Here is a 19,349-nt window from a genome sequence, read left to right on the forward strand (position 1 = left end):
CGGGCGCTACAGCACCATTGTTAAGACGGTTTTTGCTGTCACGGTACTACTCAAGTGTAAGATTTCTTGACTTTAAAACATTCCTGAGACTGTGTTTCTTCTATATTTTGCTAGTGCGTCGCCGCGCTAGTTAGAGGCTCATATCTTAATGTGGATGAATATAGCTATACTCCCATAGATTGCCAATTCCAAAAGCTATGGATACTTAATAAGTGCAGCAATTCCAATATCATAGTAATTCGTAATTTGTAATACCTGCGGTCAGCCACCCTTCGTGTATCTATGTAATTCGTCATGAAGGGGCGCAAGGCAAGAGTGCAGTACTCAGATTTTTTATGGGTTGACAATATTAAATCTGTAGCTTTATTTTCAAATTACAAACGGTTCAAGCTGACGACTGTACCACTGTTGCTCAACGCGTTCTGCTACCAACGGTCTAACAATAAACTTGGGTGGGCAACCATCTCGAACATCAATCCGCACGCAGGAGTAAGGCAATTGCTGTTGCGAAGCATAGCCATTGCGACCAACATACAACAATGAATCTGCAACTTTGCGGGTGGAACTATCGGGAATGTCGCCAAATGTCTCCATTAATTCAGTTCCTTCTGGGCGCTGGCGGCGGGGCCGACGACCGCTACCACCAGAGATAATGTAATTGATGTGAGAGTCAGCGTATCCAGTATCAACCGTGCGGAGATATTCTAGACAATGAGCGTGCCCATTTAAAATTAAATCGACTATGGGACGTTCTTTAATTAGGGAACCAAGAGTTTCCGCCACTTGTTCCAACACCCAACGCAGGCGATGACGTACAGCCAAAGTTTGTGCTTGGTTCCACTTCGTCGCTTCTGTGACGTAGGGGGGATGGTGAAAATAAATTACACGTCCGCGCACTTCAGAAGTATTCCAAGATTCAATTAGTCTGCTTCGCAGCCAATCAAGTTGTTCAAAATCGATAATCGGTGTGGTGTGAGTTAGTTGTTTTTCAATATCGATTTTGACTTCATTGATTTGGTCTAACTTGGCACTGAGGTCGTCGAGTTGTTCAGCCTCGTCGGGGTTATTTGGATTGAGGCCATCGCATATTGTCAAAATCTGCAACTCTTCTTGGTCTATTTCCTGGCGACGCTTTTCCAATTCCTGGCGGTAAATTTCCCCTGCTTGCGTTGTTGGTAAAGGTGAAGGTGTATTAAAGGTATTAGAATCAAGGGCGAAGAAGTCAATACCGCCATAACGAAACGTATAATAACGGTTCGGTAAACGTGTAAACTGCCCAGGTTCGTATCGCAGACAGCGCCCTGTGTCAGTTTTAGCAGTGTAATGGCTATCTAAATGATTCTGTAACTCTTCTGGGGAAACAATGGCTGCCATATAGTCAAGAAACGCCCGTGCATAGGCATCACCTTGATTAGAACCATGCCAGCCAATCTCAAAATCTTTGTAACGTAGCATCCGACGCAGCCGCAATGTGCTTCCTGTCAGCAAACGATACATAAACGGCACATCATAGTAATCGTGATTGCCCAGCACTGGCAGAAACGGTAAGTTAAATACCATGCGATCGTAAGAAATATTTTTGGGATTGTCACCACCCACAAGAAATTCCCGGTAAGGTTCGATAAAATTTGCTGGGTAGTACTCATGAGAACCCACAACATAAATGACATCGCCAGTGTGTAGCATAAAACGGCAATCATCCTTGTGAGGAAGCATGAGTTCGGCTACTTCTCGCTGGGGATGATGTCCGTAATGGGATTTTGTCCCACTATCACCGATAACCATAAACGAAAATTCGGGGCTGTCTTCCTTGCGATCGTCTATGACCATACTAGTTTGGTCAATTCCCCGCTGTAGAATACTGGGATGCCTCCATCGCACCCGTTCCTTCATCTTTTGAATTTTCACAGGAATCGATGGTTCAGAAATCAATCTCATCGTAGATACTCCCAGATTTTAATCAAGAGTCAAGAGACGCGATTATACTCTTACGAGAAGCCGCTCTTACGAGCGTCTACGCGTCTGTACAAGAGTCAAACTTGAAGTTTCAAGCTCAAAGGTTCAACTTCCAAGTTCAAAAGCTCAAATTTCAGCTTCCAAGGTTCAACTTCCAAGTTCAAAGGCTCAACTTCGGTCTTTAAAACCTCAAAATTCACTATTAAAAGCTCAAGTTTATTAGCTTCTCTATGTGGCTTAACTCTTTTACTGCTACAAATCACTTTCCCATCTCCCTTGCTCTCTTTGTCTCCCCTGCTCCCTCTCCTCTCTTATTGATAACCCGCCGCTTGCAACAAAAATAGCTTGGCGTAACGCCCTCCAGCCTCTAACAATTGCTCGTGAGTTCCCTGTTCCACAATTTCCCCAGCTTCAACAACTACGATTTTGTCAGCCATCCGGACTGTAGAGAAGCGGTGGGAAATCAAGAATACCATCTGTTTTTTGGTCAGAGTGCGAAAATGATTGAAAATATCAAACTCTGCTTGGGCATCCATTGCCGAAGTTGGTTCATCTAACACCAAGATATCTGCCTGCGATCGCATAAAAGCACGAGAAAGAGCGATTTTCTGCCATTGCCCCCCAGAAAGTTCCTGTCCTCCCTTGAACCAACGACCAAGTTGAGTCCCAAAGCTTTGGGGCAATTGCTCAATGAAAGGTTGGGCCATGCCTTTTTCGGCAGCAACATGCCAGCGGGTTTTGTCTTCGAGGTGTTCTACATCGCCTACGCCGATATTCTCCCCGACTGTGAATTGGTAGCGGACAAAATTCTGAAAAATTACACCAATACGACGGCGCAGCACGTCTACATCCCATTCTTGCAAGTCCAAACCATCTAGAAAAATTCGCCCGGAGTCTGGAGTGTAAAGTCGGGTAAGCAGTTTAATTAAAGTAGTCTTACCAGAACCGTTTTCACCTACAATTGCCAATTTTTCTCCAGGTTTTAAATGTAAGGAAATGTTTCTCAATGCAGGCTTGAAACTGCCTGGATAAGTGAAAGATACATTCTCAAAGCGGATACCATCTTGAGGATTTAAACCATTGGTTGCTTCACCCCAAGGCTTTACTACTTCTTCTTCGAGGAAATCGTAGAGATTTGATAAATATAAGTTGTCTTCATACATTCCCCCAATAGAAGTAAGGGCACTAGAGAAAGTAGACTGTCCTTGGCGAAACACTATCAGATACATTGTCATATCTCCCAAGGAAATCCGACCTACCACCGTTTCCAACACAATCCAAGCGTATGCTATGTAAAAAGCAGCGGTACTCACTAAACTCAAGAGATACCCCCACAGTCCCCGTCGCAGAGTTAAGTCACGGTCTTCGCCATACAGTTGATGAAACAGGTTACGGTAACGTCTCAGCAACATTTCCCCAATCTGGTAAAGCTTGACTTCTGTAGCATAGTCTTCTCTAGCCAGCAGATTTTCTATATAGTGCTGTTGACGGGTTTCTGGCGCACGCCAACTAAACAAGCGAAAGGCTTGCCCAGCAAATTTTGTTTCAGCAATGAATGCAGGCATAGCTGCTATTACTAGCACTACCACTGACCAAACTGATAACTTCACTAGCAAAACGCCGTAAGTAACGAGGGAAAGGGCATTTTGTACCAATCCAAAGGTGCGATTTACTAAAGACAGAGGACGAATTGATGCTTCTCGCCTAGCATTAGTCAGTTTGTCGTAAAATTCTGAATCTTCAAACTGCTTGAGTTCCAATGTCAGCGCCTTTTCCAAGATGAGTACATTTACTCGCTGACCTAATAACACCCGCAATAACGACTGACAAACACTCAGTCCTCGCTGACTGCCTGCTAATAAAGCTACTGCGATCGCTTCTAATCCTACATACAATAACGGCTGAGAAATATTGGCAAAATTATGGCTTTCTGAAGCACTTTGAGAAGCTAAGACTACCGCATCAACGATTAACTTCCCGATGTAGGCGATCGCTGCTGGTAAAAGACCAGCTACTAAAGTTAAAGTAGCAAGGATGATGGTTAAAGAGCGATTGGTATTCCACACTAAGCCTATAGCCCGTCCGCTGTAACGGAAAACTGCCAGTGATTGGCGCAGGGCATTTCGTTTCTTTTTAATCTTCATTATTCTTTTTATAGCGTGGAAATACCCGTATTTGCATAAAGGGGATTGCAAATTGGGATAAAGCCACCAGGCTACCTCACCGCACTGCCTCCTCCTGAATTCTGCTGTATATCGTCCACCTTATCTTGTTAATATTTAGCTAATTACTATTGACGATGCTGGTTACTGCCATAATTTTCTCAAATTGGAAGTTGTTAGCTAAATCTGCTAAATATTTGTTCAGCAAATTATTTGCTGAAGGCATTTGCTCAATTAATTCTAAAATTAGATCGTCGCTACATTGCGCTGCGGCATTGTATACCTGTGCTACCCATTCATTTGACATTTCAGATAACAAAGGTAGTAAATCATCAGGTGTCAAAATTTGTTCTTTAGTCTGTTGTCTAGCATCCAATGTTTGATTACCTTCTTCTTTATAAAGATATTGAACTCCTAAATATTTACTAAGTTTTTCTAAGATATGCTCTTGTCGGAAGGGTTTATTAATCAAATCATCACAACCTGCTGTCATCATTGCCTCTCGTTGCTCCTCGAAGGCATTAGCAGTTAGAGCGATAATGATGGTATGAGCATCGGGAACAGAAGAATCTTGTTTCTGCTGTTTCTCCCGCTCCCTTGCTTTAATCTCTCTTGTGGCTGCATAGCCATCCATAACTGGCATCCGCATATCCATAAAAATCAGGTGTGGTTGCCATTCTATCCATTGGGCGATCGCTTGTTGACCATCGCTAGCCTCCCGCACGTTAAAGCCAACAAATGTTAGTAACTTAACTAGTAAAAGACGATTATCTGTAACATCATCAACTACTAAAATACGGTATTCTTTTTGCTCTAGTGCTAAACCAATAACTTGATGTTGAGCTTGGTGTATTTGAATTTCGCTGGCTGAAGCTAAACCAATCTGAATATCAAAGGTAAATGTGCTACCTGTACCCAAAACGCTACTAACAGTAATATCTCCCCCCATCAATTGTACGTATTTACGGCTAATTGCTAACCCCAATCCTGTTCCTTGTTGAGATTTTCTGCCAGTTTCAGTTTGCCCAAAAGCTTCAAAAAGTAAGTCCATTTCTTGTGGAGAAATACCAGCACCAGTGTCTTCTACCTCAAAGATTAGGGATTGGGAAACAAGAGGTAGAGGGGATGGGGGGCTGAGGAACTGAGGGCAGTTAGACAAGATTGCTTTTTTCTCCTCCGCTCCTTTGCAGTCCTCAGCCCTCAATCTCACACGCAAAGTCACACTACCACTATCAGTAAATTTGATGGCATTGCCTAAAAGGTTTAGCAAGACTTGACGCAGCCTGCTTTCATCACTTTGCACATATTGGGGAATTTCAGGACTACATTCAAATAGCAGTTTTAGCCTCTTGGAAGTAGCGCGGAAGTGTAACATTTCTTCTAGGCTTTGCAAAAGGCGACTTAAGTCAAAACTGCTGACATTCAATGTAGTTCTGCCAGCTTCAATTTTGGACATTTCCAAAATGTCGTTGATTAAGTTGAGCAGATGTTCGCCAGCACGATTGATAATTGCTAGGTTTTGTAGATGTTCTTTAGATAGAGAGCGATCGTGGCTCATGACCTGGGTAAAGCCGAGGATAGCATTCAGTGGGGTACGCAATTCGTGACTCATGTTAGCGAGAAATTCGCTTTTGGCACGGTTGGCAGCATCAGCAGCTATGACAGCTTGTTGTAAAGCTTGTGACTGTCTTTGAGTTTGTGCTAGTAATTGTGCCTGCTGTAAAGCAACTCCTAACTGATTGCCGATTTGAACTACAATGTTGATTTCTCCGGTTTTCCATTGACGGGTGCCAGAATTTTGATAACTCACCAATAATCCCCATAGTTGATTACCACAAAAGATGGGGACAGTAATATAGGCTTTTGCCTGAAAGCGTTCTAAGAGGTTGATGTAACGAAGGTCAAACCCAGCTTTGTAGATATCTGGCACACAGCGGAAACTTGCACCTTGGCTTGCTTGCAGATAAGTATCTTGTTGGTTGTTGGCGCTATCCAACATTTTCAGAACGCAACGACCATCTTCTAGCGCACCCTCTGTGAGATTGGGGTGATTTTTGTGTTCCTCTATCAAAGAAATCCAGCCTTCCGCAACTGATTCCGAGACAAATTCGCCATCCCAGTCGGGATTGAAACGATAGACGACAACGCGATCGCAATTAAGCACTTGCCGCAATTCTTGGGTTGTGGCTGCAAATATCGTCTCCAAATCTAATGTCTGACGCATCCGTTGAATTACTTGAGCGATCGCTCTTTCCCGTTCTGCACTCTCATATAAAGCTTCTTCTGTCAGTTTTCTCTCGGTGATATCTGTAATTGTACCGATATAGCCTTTAACTTTTCCGTCTTCGCCAATGTCTGGTAAAGCTTGAGATATTACCCAAACAATTGTGCCATCAGAGCGCAAGCAGCGATGTTCTGACTTAGATGGTATTGTTCTTGCTGCTACTGCCTCGCACCATAAAATATCTATGCGATCGCGGTCATCTGGATACAGAGCATTTGCCCAACCTTTGCCCAAAGAATCTTGCAGGGGAAGCCCTGTAATCTCGCTCCAGCGTTGATTTAAATATAAGGCGTTGCCATCAACATCGGTGTGGAAGATGCAAACTGGAGAAGCTTCGGCTAATGTTTGATACCGTCGCTGGCTTTCTTGTAAAGCTAGTTCTGCTTGCTTGCGATCGCTAATTTCCACCATCACAGTGCCAACACCAGAGGGGCGATTGTCTTCACCTGGTATGGGAAAATAAGAAATTATGAAGTGGCGGATAATATCTGGCTGCTTGGGTAATGGGCTGCTGATTTCTAGGTTGAGAATAGGTTGATTAGTCGAGAGTACTTGTTCGTAAAACGGTGTCACCAAAGGTGCAATTTGGGGAATGATTTCATGTAACGTTTTACCGATATGGTCTTTTTGCGAGTGTCCATGAATCTCTGCAAGCAGTTCGTTGATTTGCACAAACCGCAATTGGTTATCTACAATGTTCAGACCGACAGGAGCGCTGCTAAAAAAGGCATTGAGACGGGCTTCTCTGAGTGCTAGTTCTCGTTCTAGCGTTTTGCGTTCTGTGATATCTTTGTGCGTACCTGTCATTCGCAAAGGCGTACCCTTCTCATCACGCTCAAAAATCTGACCGCGAGCCTGAATCCACTTCCATTCACCAGAGGCGCAACGCATCCGAAATTCCACTTCATAAACGGGACTAGTACCTTGGAGATGGGCGTTTAAGGCTGATTGGACTGCGAGCCAGTCGTTTGGATGTACTAGTCGCTTAATAACTGGTTGATTGTCTGTAATTTCAGATTCTTTGTACCCCAGCATCTTTGTCCACCGCCAGTCGCGATAGATTTTGCCGCTGCTAATATGCCAATCCCACAACGCTAAATCGCTAGCTTCTAAGGCGAGATGCAATCGTTCTTCGCTCTTTCTGTGGGCGGCTTCTATTTGTTTGCGCTCGATTAGCCCACCTAACTGACTAGCAACTGCACGTACTAGCAAGAGTAAACGCTTATCTACTGGCAATGAACTGCGTTTAAAAAATACCAAAACAGCCAATACTTGGTTGCCAGCCAGAATTGGTACGCCAAAACCAGCTTTTAATCCTACTTTGGACGCTTGTGGCGATCGCAAAAAAATTGGCTTTCTGACTCGCGAAACATCTTCAATCCATTCTGGCTCCCGACTCTGCCAAACTCTTCCTGTCAATCCCACACCAGGAGCAAATTTGATAGTTCGGCTTTGGCGACAGAATTCTTCTAAGCTGCTTGCTTCTGCGTACCAGACCAAGCTATGTTCTAAAATAGAGCCATCATCATTGGGTATCCAAGCTTCGCCAAAATCCCAACCGATGGTATTACAAATTAAACGGAGAACGAGTTTTAAAGCACCGTTTACGTCAATAGCGCGAGTGATGGCTTGAGCTGTTAATAGCAGTAAACGGCTTTCATTTTCTGCCTGTTTGCGCTCAGTGATATCTTTAGCAGTGCCGAGTACATATTGTTGATCGTCTATCTCGATCAATTCCGCACTAAGTATCGTCGTTTTGATCTCTCCACTAGAAGTACGGAAATCAACTTCATGGTTGCGAATGGCTTTCGTCTGTAGGAGGAGCTGGGTGAGAAGGGCACATTGTTCTCGATTTACCCACATATCTAATTCTTGGTGGGTGCGACCGATAACTTGAGAACGAGAATAACCAAAAAGCCTACAGAAGCTATCGTTGACTTCGGTATAGCGTGTTTCTGGGAAAGTTGACAGGGCGATAGGGTCAGGAGATGACCTAAAGGCTGATGTTAACTTCTCTTCAGATGCCCGATGGGCTGCTTCTGCACGTTGGCGTTCCCGTGCTTCTAACGCCAACGATACCAAATTACCTAAAGAACGGGCGAAATTCTGGTCTTCCAGTGTCCAAGAATGAATAATTTCCACCGCCTCCAAACATAAAACTCCTACGGTGTTTCCCCCTAGTCTAATAGGTGTATCGAGCATAGAAGTTATGTTGAAGGGGGTCAAGTAAGACTGAGAAAATTCTTTGGTTCTGGGATCGCTGTGGGCATTATTTGCAACAATTTGTTGGTCTTGCTGCAAAGCTTGAAAATAAGCTGGATAGTCTGCTGCTGATAGAGAAAATCCGGTAGTGTGTCGATCGCGACTTTGCTCAAATAAGTCAAGGCACTGCATATCAGTGGCTGTTTGGTCATACAGCCATATACTGGCTCGCTCTACTGCTATATTCTTAGCGCCTGCTTCTGTAATTTCGCTGAAAACAGTTTTCAAGTCGCCTTGATACAATAGCTGATTTTTCGCCAGTTGTGTTAACACCAGGTTATGGTTGCGGAGTTTGATAGTACTTTCTTGTAGGGCTTGTTCTACCTGTTTATATTCTGTAATATTACTAGCTGTACCTGTTATACCTATTACTAAACCCTGTTCATTCCGTAGAGCGATCGCATTTAGCATCAGATAAATCAAGTCACCATTTTTAGCTATACACGTAATCTCATGCTGGAATATCGGTTCGCCATTGAGAATACGTTCAAATAGTTCTTGATTGCGATCCACTTGCTCAGGCAAGATAAAATCAACCCAAGAAAGCCCCATGATTTCTTGAGGTTCGTAGTCGTAAACTCTTTTGACAGCAGAGTTGACAAAAGTAATTCGCCCAGATATATCTACCGACCAAATGATATCTTGGGATGTCTCGACTAGATGGCGATACTTACTTTCACTGGCTTTCAGAGCAGCTTCCACTAACAGACAATCGCGGATTTCTTCTCGCAGTTGCAAATTTTGCCTGTATAGCTGAGCGCGTGCTTCTTTTTCTTGCTCTAGCAGTTGTGCTTGTACTAATAATGCAACTTCCATCTGCTCGCTGATATCTCTCAAGGTAGTCACAACAAAAGACTTACCGTCATCCTGTTGGTAAACTCTCTGTGTCATCTCCACATCAATCTGCAACCCATCTTGCTGGGTAATTTGAAATTCTCGATTTTCTAACTGGAAGCTATCTGAAGACAGTGCCTTGCTCTGGTTCCCCAAATTGTGGCAACTGTGGAGCAAGTGGCGTGGTTTCCCCCAAGAGGAACTGCCGAAAGGGTTTCCCGACTTGAGTGGACTGCCGTGGGAATCTCCCTTCGGGTGACACTCCTTCTCCTGACAGAGACACTGCGCGTAGCTTGCTTCTCCGTAGGAGTACGTTGCTAATGCTGCATTAACGGCAGTTCTTTCAAGTCCAACGGACTGCTCACTGCAACGCAGTGGCTCCTCAGTCTCTAGGAGGTGGTGCGGTGAGGCAGCTGCCGTCCTTGTGCCTTCTCTAATAGAATCTTGATATTGCCGAATTAAATCTGCTTTTTCTGCAACTGTTAAATTTGGATAATGCACCGTAAATTCTTGACCAATGAGTTCTTTGCGAGTCAATCCATACAGATGACAATATACCGAATTAACCTCTACAAAATATCCATTTTCATCAGTCAGGGAAACACCTAATTTAACTGTATTTAAAATCGCTTGTATTTGGTGATTTTGGTTATTTAATTCGAGTGACAACTGCTGCCGTTGTTGCTTCTCACACAGTAGTTGGTAATTTTGCTCTTTTAATTGTTTTTGTAATTTTTGAATAGTGAGTTGTTTGTGTACGCATGTTAAAATGTTTTCCGATTGCAATGGTTTAGGAATATAATCAATAGCGCCTAATTGATAAAAATTTACTTTTTTAAATATTTTTTTAATATTACCCAGAAAAATTATCGGGATGTCTTGAGTTTTTTTGTTAGCTTTTAAATGTTGATAAACTTCATACCCATTCATCTCCGGCATGATTATATCAAGTAAAATTAAATCAGGGGACACATCCAATACTGCATTGATAGCCAGTTGTCCAGACCGGAATTTTTGTACTTGATAACCTTGCCTTAGGAGAATATCAGATAAAAACTGTAAATTCTCTGAACTATCATCAACTAATAAAATTTTTATCTGTTGAGTATCCATAGTCATATCAAATTTTGAGTCAATTTTATACCATTAATAAATTTTTTAGTTAAACACAATAATAACCAAATAAAAATTTTTGAAAAAGATTAGCTATAATTTCTGATAATATCTTGTGATTTACCCAGTATTACTGTCGCTACTTCAATTTTATCCAGTTGTCTCAGCCACGTCTGCCTGAGGACGGAAATTCTCCTGAAATCGTTTTAGGGTAGCTGTATCGAGGTGCAATCTTCAACTACGAATATTGGATAATTTATTTTTGGTACTCTCTAAAATCATAAGTAGATCCCTCCGGGCAAACTTCGATAACTCTGAACTCAGCAATTGCAGGCTAGGGTTCATGTGCAGTTTGGGCACAACTAAGGAATGAAAATATCTCTTTCCTAGTCATCAGTTCTTATCTTCACGATCGATGTGAACTAATTAAACAGAGGTAGAAATGAATATAATTTCTTGATAAAATCTACCTTTGGGTGATTTATATTAAAAAGCTATCACAACTAAACTTGCAAAGCAATGTTTATTATTTATAATCACCGCTATGGTAGATATTTATATCCTTAACTTGTTTGTTATTGGGCTACTCTTGCTAGTAGTCATATTAGGGTCAGGTTGGATTACTCGCTTACCTCTTTCTTTTGCCCTTATCTACCTTGTGGTTGGTATTTTTCTAGGCCCTTATGGACTAGGGTTAATTCAACTAAGACGTGATGACGTATTCAATGCTGAATTGTTGGAGAGAATCACAGAATTTGTGGTAATTATTTCAGTATTTAGCTGTGGCTTAAAAATTGTTCATCCACTCAGGTTAGAGGTTTGGAATATTACGCTACGACTAATTGGATTTTTGATGCCAATTTCAATTTTTGCTCTGGCTATTGTGGGCAAATTATTTTTAGGCATGAATTGGGGAGAAGCTATTTTGTTGGGAGCAATTCTCGCACCGACTGACCCGGTATTAGCCTCAGAAGTCCAACTGACAGATGCAAACGACCAAGACGAGTTACGCTTTGGTTTAACTTCTGAAGGTGGGTTAAATGATGCCTTAGCTTTTCCCTTTGTTTATTTCGGTCTTTATGCATTAAAAGATAATAACTGGGGAAACTGGTTCAAGGATTGGATTTTAGTTGATTTAATTTGGGCGATCGCAGCTGGCATTATTATGGGAATTATTGTTCCCAAAGCTATAGTTTGGATCGATCAAAAAATCCAGAAACGTCGTTCTGCTGATGAGTTAATGGAAGACTTTTTAGCTATCAGTGTGATTTTGTTAACTTATTCTTTGACAGAATTTGTGAATGGCTATGGATTTCTGGCAGTATTTGTTGCTGGGTTAGTCGTTCAGCGCAGTTATAGAAATCGTGAAAAGCCACTAGAACAATTGGAATTTATCGAGCGACTTGAAAAACTTATGGAAGTTGGGACAATTTTACTATTGGGGTCGATATTATTATTTAAGCCAATATTCACCAATGCTGCTCAATCTTTGTTAATAATAATTTTGTTATTTTTGGTCATCCGACCTATAGGGGTCTGGATTAGTACAATAGGTAAACATCCTATGCACTCCCGCCGCCAAAACTTACATCCACGAACTCGCTGGTTATTGGGCTGGTTTGGCATTCGCGGTGTAGGTTCTTTATATTATCTTGCCTATGCTTTTGGTAAAGGATTAGAAGGCGAAACTGCGGAACAAATTGCTTGGATAACTTACACCACTATTGTAGTTTCTGTAATTTTACATGGAATTAGTGCCACTCCATTAATGAATTGGTACGAACACAAGATTAGCAAACACAGAAAAGCTGCTCCCGCTACAATTGACGAATTTGAATAGACTTTCTGGGTACAAATCAGTACCGAGTGCTGAGTGAGGAATTTACATCAGCACTCAGAATTCAGAAATGCATAATTCTCACTCACTAATTACCAATCTTTTTTACAACCAATTGTGAGTAATTTTAACTCCTCGACTTTGCATAGCTTGCAAAAATAAATCTGTTGGTAATGCTTCTTCCACTGGCGAAACTCCTGGTTTTTTGAGGTTACCTTCTAGCAAGAATTGGGCAATGCTACCTGTACCATAACCAGAAATGACTGCGGTATTTTCATGCACTAAACTTGAGCAATAAACGCCTGATTCACCATTATTTTTTCTGCCTGTAACTTCGGAACGTACTGCTACGCCAATCCCACTGAAACGATTAGTTACATCTGTCATAAAATGACTAACATGAGATAAAAATTCTATAGTGCTGCGCTTCTGCATTAACCATTTGGGAAATACATGAGCAGTTATCCAAGTCATGTGATTGTAAAAATCAGGAACTGAGCCAAATTTAGTAATTACAGTTTTTACTGATGGGAAGGCGTAGGGCAGAGTGAAGGTTTCTGGCATATCAAACCAATAAACTCCACTGCGTCCATAGGGTGGTGGAAATTCAACTACTTCTCTTTCACTGTAGGGCTTGACTATGTGCCATTTTTCATCTATCCAAGCTTCAAAGCTATGCTGCAACCCCAGAAAAGTTGTCCGCATCACTGTAACACCAGCACCACCAGAACCAGAAACTAAATAACTTAAATGGATTTTTTCTGGTGTATCAAATTGTTCAATACCCTGACGTACCATACTGTTAGAAATGCCAGGGAAAATGCCAGTATTAATAATTGCTGTCACGCCAGCTTCGGCAGCCTGCTCGTGGTAATTAAGTGCCTTGCTAGTATAAGAACGATGGTCGCTGACATCTAAATAGTTAACACCTTGTTCAATGCATATTTTGAGAACATTGGCATCTCGGTAATGGAAGGGGCCAGCACAGTGGATAACTAAGTCAGAATTAGCGATCGCTTGTCGCAATCTGTCAATCTCCGCTAAGTCTAATATCACAAATTGCACTTGCTCTCCCACAGGTAGGCTCATAGCCTTTCCAGTCTCTGGGGAACGCCCAGTGATTGTAATTTGTGCTTGTGTGTGGGTGGCTATATCCTGAGCAACACTGCTACCAATTCGCCCCCGTCCTCCAAGAATCAAAACGCGATCTGTCATTACTCCGGTATGGGCAACATTATCTTTATTTGACCAGCTTTCTGTACTGTTTGTCATCAGTTACAAGTATGACTTGCTTATCAATGTAAGGAAGATTCCTATCTTAGATGGGGTGCAAAGTGAACCGTCTGAAGGCTAGCTTCTTCGCTTGTAAAGTGATGGGTTTTCTCAAAAACTAATTTTTTCTAATAGTCACTAATCCATGTATGCCTAGCGCTGCGATCGCGCCTCCTAGCAATCCCCAAGTGCCATCGGCGAAAACATTGATGCGATGAATAAAGGTACGATGATAGGCATAATCTAACTGGCGATCGCTCACTTTTCCCTCCTCAACTAGCTTTTCTACATATTTTTCGGCATTTATCAATGCTGCGTAATCTAAGTTAAACCAATAAAGCGATATTCCTACGACCGCTAAACCCGGAAAAACTAAGGTAATTAAGAGAATTGCGATGCGTGTGTTCATATCCTTTTTTCTGATATAGCTGCTCAATGCTGGCACAGCTGGAATCTTTGTGTTACAACTTGGCAGACAAATTTGATAGCGCGTGGGAGTAGGTGAATCGGATTTTGGGAATAATTCTCATAGTGTTTGGCGGCGTTCCTTTGGTCAGGTTCACATTATGAGAGTGTCATTTTTTAGCAAAAAAAGATTATTTTGCGGCATTTTATCCTTTTTTTTGGGATTAATTACAGCATTACCAGTAGATGCAGCTCCCCTAGGATCAGTTGATACTTTAAGGCAGCAGCAGCAACAAATTAATCAAGAGCGTGCGAATATGACTCAGGAGCGCGATCGCCTGACCAATTTGCAAAAAGCGGCACAAAATCGGCTAACTGGTATAAACCAAAACCTCCAAACCACAAACAGCTATATTCAAGATAGTGAGTTGCGATTACAAATTTCTAGCCAACGCCTCCAACAATTGGAAGCTGATTTAGCTGTAGCAGTACGTTCCTATGAAGAACGTCAAATCGCCACAGTAGCCCGATTGCGTTATCTCCAGCGATCGCCAGCCAGACAAGGATGGGCAGTTTTACTCCAAAGCCAAAGCATTAGCGACTTTATCAGTCGCCGTCATCAATTGAAGCTAGTTTATCAGGCAGACCAACAAATCTTAGCAAAACTCAACGAACAAGCAAACCTGATAAATAAACAAAAAACGGATGTAGAACAACAAAAAAACGAAATTGCCTTGATTCGCCAGCAATTACTAGCACAAAAAGCCGATTATCAAACTCAGGCGCAGTCACAGTCAGAGATGATTCAACGCTTAAATAGCGATCGCTTGGCTTTAGAAGCAGCCCAAAATCAGCTAGACCAAGATTCTAAAAATCTAGAAGTATTGATTCAACAGAAGATAGCAGAAGCTAGAGCCAGAGTTGAAGCACAGGCTAAAACAAATAGCCGTAGAAGTATTATCATCCAAGGAACTGGGATGTTTGCCTATCCTAGCGATGCTCCTACTAGCAGTCCCTTTGGTTGGCGGATGCATCCAGTCCTAGGCTATCGTCGTTTTCATGCAGGTCTAGATTTTGCAGCTAGCTATGGCAGTACAATTCGGGCAGCCGATTCGGGAACAGTGATTTTTGCAGGCTGGTACGGTGGTTATGGTAGAGCCGTAATTATCGACCACGGCAAAGGTATTACCACACTATACGGACATACCAGCCAATTGTATGTATCTGAAGGGCAAGCAGTACAAAGAGGACAAGCGATCGCTGCTGTCGGTTCCACAGGTTTATCTACCGGGCCTCACTTGCATTTTGAAGTACGTCGCAATGGTTCACCCGTAAACCCTGCTAATTATCTTTAAGCGATCGCCAACTTGGCGGCATTTATCGCAAACGTGCTATAATGCGAGAAATTAAGGGCGCGTGGCTCAGTGGATAGAGCAACAGATTCCGGTTCTGTGGGTCGGGGGTTCAAATCCCTCCGCGCTCGTTCTAAAAAGTAACATAATATTTATCCGTTTCACCTCGGTGCTTTCTGCTGGTGGATGAAAAACGCGATCGCTTAGGTATCAAAGCCAGATATAAAGCACGTTTTACTTGCGACTCGTGACTTCTACTGTATTGCTCATACCAATTTTAAAAAAGAATGTAACAGATACAAACCTAGAAACCCAGATAGAGTCTGACTTTCTTAATTACGACTGAAGTCTAAACGAGCATCATTAGGAATTGGCATTACTACTCCACAGCTATAGTACTCACACCATCTCTGACAAGATGTCCATCTTCCATGTAGACAATGCGATCGGCAATATCTAAAATACGGTTGTCGTGGGTGACGAGTAAAATTGTACAACCTTGCTCTTTTGCTAGTTTTTGCATTAATTCGACGACATCACGCCCAGATTGCTTATCGAGTGCGGCAGTTGGTTCATCTGCCAAAACAATTTTAGGCTGACTCACTAACGCACGAGCGATCGCTACCCGTTGTTTCTGTCCTCCCGACAAGTTATCTGGGTAATAATTAAGGCGATTTCCCAATCCTACAGCTTCTAGCATTTGTTGCGATCGCCTAAGCATTTCTTGTGGCGGAATTTTTGGTTGCACTTCCAAACCCATTCGCACATTCTGGATTGCTGTTAAACTACCGTGCAAGTTATGTGCTTGAAAAATATAACCGTTATTGCGTCGCGCTTGTGTGAGTTCTTTAGCACTAGCATCACAGAGTTGCTTGCCTAAAACTTGCAAACTGCCAGATTGAGCTGAACGCAATCCTCCTACCAAGGTCAGTAATGTAGTTTTACCAGAACCAGAAGGCCCTGTCATAATCACAATTTCGCCTGCATTAATTGTAAGGTTGATATCAAATAAAACTTGCTTACGAAGTTTTGCTTTACCAAAATAATGGTTAAGATTTTCGATAGATATAACAGGTTCAGAAGAATAAAGAGTTTCCATAAACAATTATCTTGAGGCAGAGGGACTGCCTTCTACTCAAAACATATCAGCCGGATCGGCAGATTGTAATTTTCGAGTTGCGATCGCCCCAGAAATACTACACATAAGTATTGTTAAGAATAAAACTGTCAATGCTCTAGCCGCGGTCATGTATATTGGCAAATCTGTGGCATTGCGAGTCAAGCGGTAAAGCCCTAATGGAACTGCAAATCCTGGGATAAAGCCTAGCAATGCTAATATAATTGCCTCTTCAAAAATCACACTTAGCAAGTATAAATTGCGATATCCCATTGCTTTGAAGGTGGCGTATTCCTTCATATGGGCATTCACGTCGGTAGAGAGGACTTGATAAACAATAATCACACCAACAAGAAATCCCATTGTTACACCTAAAGAAAAGATAAAACCGATGGGGCTTTCTTGTTTCCAATAGTCCTCTTCAAATTTAATAAATTCCTCGCGGGTTAGAACTTTGACATCCTCTTTTGGTAGGTAGAGTTTTAATACCTCTGCAACTTGTTTTGGGTCATAACCTGGTTGAATATAAATCAAACCCAGGTTGATACTCCCCGCTAGTTGTCTGGGAAAGATGCGTAAAAAATTATCATCGCTGGAAATTAATGTACCGTCTGCGGCAAAGGACGATCCTAATTTAAATAAGCCATCAATGGTGATAGTACGTTTATCTACTTCTGTAGTGACAGTATTACCTGCCTCAATTTGGCTTAAAGCTTCCTTGTATTCACCTCTGGTGGCACGGTCAAAGATAAAGGTGTCAGGCAGCTTAATTTTATCTAACTGGGCGTTTACTTCAGGTAAATTTAAGGTAGGTTCTTCAGGATTAAACCCAATTGCTTGCAGTGTAGTCTTGCGGTGTGTTTGGGGATTCTTCCAAGTAAATAAACCGATATACATGGCTGATGTTGATTTCACACCAGGTACATCAGCAGCCTGAAGCAGTCGCCGCCGCGAAAAGGTAGACAAATTTTGCGTGTTACGACTTTGAGTACTCATTAAAACTATATCTGCAAACAATACGCTATTAAGGCGGGTGTTGCTATCGTACAGTGCATTCTGAAAGCCAAGCTGCATAAACATCAGGACATCGGCAAAGGCAATGCCTGACAAGGCTACTAATAGGCGACTTTTATGATGACTGAGTTGCAACCATCCTAGCGGTGTACGCCGTTGTAGTTCCTGAATCAATCCGATCACAGTCCAATCACCGCCTTGACTTGCAAATTAGTAAATCTGGATGCTTTGTGGCTTGATGCTTCTCCCAACCGCACATGAACTTCTACAACTCTAGAATCAATATTTTCACTGGGGTCAGCGTTGATAATATTTTGCCGCTGCACTTTCCAACCAATCCAATCTACTTTTCCATACAATTCACCTAGTAGAGAGTTGCTAGTAATCCGCACTAGCTGTTCGGGACGTACTTTACGGACATCACTTTGGTAAACTTCTACAACTGCATACATATGCTTGGTTTGTCCAATTTCCACGATGCCCTCATCAGACACCATTTCTCCCGATCGCGTATGAATGTCCAAGATTACACCGTCTTGGGGCGATCGCACGTATGCTTGCTCTAGATTAGCCTTTGCCTGTCTGGCGGCTGCTATGGCACGGCTAACTTCTACTTTTGCTGCCTCTACATCTATTGGACGTACCTCGGCAATTTGGTTTAAGGTAGCTTTGGCCGCACTAATTTGCTTGCTACCAGTGGCGTTAATTCTGGCCAGAACTGTCTGGGCTTCACTAATTTGCTTGCGCCCAGTGCTATCAATCCGGTTAAGATTTGCTCTTGCTTCGGTCAATTGCTGCATTATGGTATCTACACTCAAACGCTTGCTGTCAAATGAAGACTGAGAAACTGCGCCGTCAGAGTAAAGCAGCTGATAGCGTTGAAATTCTACTTGGGCATTTTTGAGTTCTGCTTCTAGTCGATTAATTGTTGCCTGTTGGGCTATCTTCTCACCTTGCCATTGCGCCTCTAAACGGTCAACTGTTTCCCTTTGCCCGGTTTGGTCGCCTAATGTTTGTGCTTCGATGCGAGCAATCTCGGCTTTTTGCGCTTCTATCTCACCCACTTTTGCACCCGCTAGCACTTTTGTCAGATTTACCTGTGCTACTTTTACCGCTTCTTGGGCTTCTTGGTAAGCTGCTAATAGACGAGTCCGGTTATCCAAAATTGCGATCGCTTGTCCAGCCTTAACTTTAAAACCCTCCTCTACCAGAAGTGTCTCCACCCGACTGCCTTGACTGGATGCAGGTGCTGAAAGTTTAATCACTTTTCCTTTTGGCTCTAGTCTGCCCAACGCTGTTACCGTTTTAATTGGAGGTAAGCTTGCTTGGACGGTTTTTTGTGATTGAACCTGCCAAAATCTACTTATTCCTGCGATCGCAAATCCTGTAGCTAATGCCAGCATAATCAGTTGGCGAACACTAGGCTTGAAGGATGCGGAATCTCTTTCTCCTACATCAGGCACTTTCAGCCCCCTTTTTTGTAGTACGTTAAATAAACTACTTAGTTTAACTGTACTGTTAGTAAACTAAACTGTACATTACAAAAATGTCAAGAGTTCCCAGTAAAATTTAAGGAGACTGGGATAAAGAAATCAGGAAGATAACCCTCTTTTATCACTTTGGGAGAACCCAATCGCTGAAAGCCTTTCGAGGCTTTAATTTCTAAGTTTTGGCTATAAATTTTAGTTACTGTTAGAAAATAAAGGCTCAAAGCTTGACTCAATCAAAGTTTCAGAATCTT

Annotated in this window: 10 protein-coding genes and 1 tRNA gene; 3 read left to right on the plus strand and 8 right to left on the minus strand. The window is 42.3% G+C overall.

Going from position 1 to position 19,349, the window contains the following annotated elements; translation table 11 throughout:
* Positions 1-369: 369 nt before the first annotated feature.
* The 3 genes from RMY31_RS07515 to RMY31_RS07525 all read right to left on the minus strand — a co-directional run bounded on the left by RMY31_RS07515 (position 370) and on the right by RMY31_RS07525 (position 10,617).
* Positions 370-1,938: a metallophosphoesterase gene (locus RMY31_RS07515; RefSeq protein ID WP_322658847.1), complete on the minus strand. Its 1,569-nt coding sequence runs from the start codon at positions 1,936-1,938 to the stop codon at positions 370-372.
* 329 nt (positions 1,939-2,267) lie between these two features.
* Entirely contained in the window at positions 2,268-4,100 is a 1,833-nt protein-coding gene (locus RMY31_RS07520; protein ID WP_322658848.1) for an ABC transporter ATP-binding protein, read from the minus strand.
* A 139-nt stretch (positions 4,101-4,239) separates the two neighbouring features.
* Entirely contained in the window at positions 4,240-10,617 is a 6,378-nt protein-coding gene (locus RMY31_RS07525; protein WP_322658849.1) for a PAS domain S-box protein, read from the minus strand.
* Positions 10,618-11,155: 538 nt separating this feature from the next.
* On the opposite strand from RMY31_RS07525, the gene RMY31_RS07530 reads away from it, so the two are divergent.
* The gene (locus RMY31_RS07530; protein ID WP_322658850.1) at positions 11,156-12,451 is read left to right on the plus strand and encodes a sodium:proton antiporter; all 1,296 of its coding nucleotides are present in this window, start codon (positions 11,156-11,158) and stop codon (positions 12,449-12,451) included.
* 102 nt (positions 12,452-12,553) lie between these two features.
* Here the strand turns inward: RMY31_RS07530 and RMY31_RS07535 are convergent, their stop codons facing one another.
* Positions 12,554-13,663: a saccharopine dehydrogenase family protein gene (locus RMY31_RS07535; RefSeq protein ID WP_322658913.1), complete on the minus strand. Its 1,110-nt coding sequence runs from the start codon at positions 13,661-13,663 to the stop codon at positions 12,554-12,556.
* Positions 13,664-13,838: 175 nt separating this feature from the next.
* Positions 13,839-14,129 (minus strand): hypothetical protein, encoded by a 291-nt coding sequence (locus RMY31_RS07540; protein WP_322658851.1) that lies wholly within the window; start codon positions 14,127-14,129, stop codon positions 13,839-13,841.
* Between the two features lie 157 nt (positions 14,130-14,286).
* On the opposite strand from RMY31_RS07540, the gene RMY31_RS07545 reads away from it, so the two are divergent.
* Positions 14,287-15,480, plus strand: coding sequence for a murein hydrolase activator EnvC family protein (locus RMY31_RS07545; protein WP_322658852.1), 1,194 nt, complete (start codon positions 14,287-14,289; stop codon positions 15,478-15,480).
* A 55-nt stretch (positions 15,481-15,535) separates the two neighbouring features.
* Positions 15,536-15,608, plus strand: a tRNA-Arg gene (locus RMY31_RS07550).
* A gap of 248 nt (positions 15,609-15,856) precedes the next feature.
* Here RMY31_RS07550 and RMY31_RS07555 read toward each other — a convergent pair.
* The 3 genes from RMY31_RS07555 to RMY31_RS07565 are packed head-to-tail and all read right to left on the minus strand — an operon-like array spanning position 15,857 to position 19,011.
* Positions 15,857-16,576, minus strand: a complete 720-nt coding sequence (locus tag RMY31_RS07555) for a DevA family ABC transporter ATP-binding protein (protein ID WP_322658853.1) — start codon at positions 16,574-16,576, stop codon at positions 15,857-15,859.
* Positions 16,577-16,612: 36 nt separating this feature from the next.
* A complete protein-coding gene (gene devC / locus RMY31_RS07560) occupies positions 16,613-17,791 on the minus strand; it encodes an ABC transporter permease DevC (protein ID WP_322658854.1) in 1,179 nt (392 codons plus the stop codon).
* A complete protein-coding gene (locus tag RMY31_RS07565) occupies positions 17,788-19,011 on the minus strand; it encodes an ABC exporter membrane fusion protein (RefSeq protein ID WP_322658914.1) in 1,224 nt (407 codons plus the stop codon). Before RMY31_RS07565 ends, devC begins: the two co-directional genes overlap by 4 nt.
* Positions 19,012-19,349: the final 338 nt, after the last annotated feature.

This window comes from Dendronalium sp. ChiSLP03b, assembly GCF_034531165.2.
GTDB lineage: Bacteria > Cyanobacteriota > Cyanobacteriia > Cyanobacteriales > Nostocaceae > Dendronalium > Dendronalium minutum.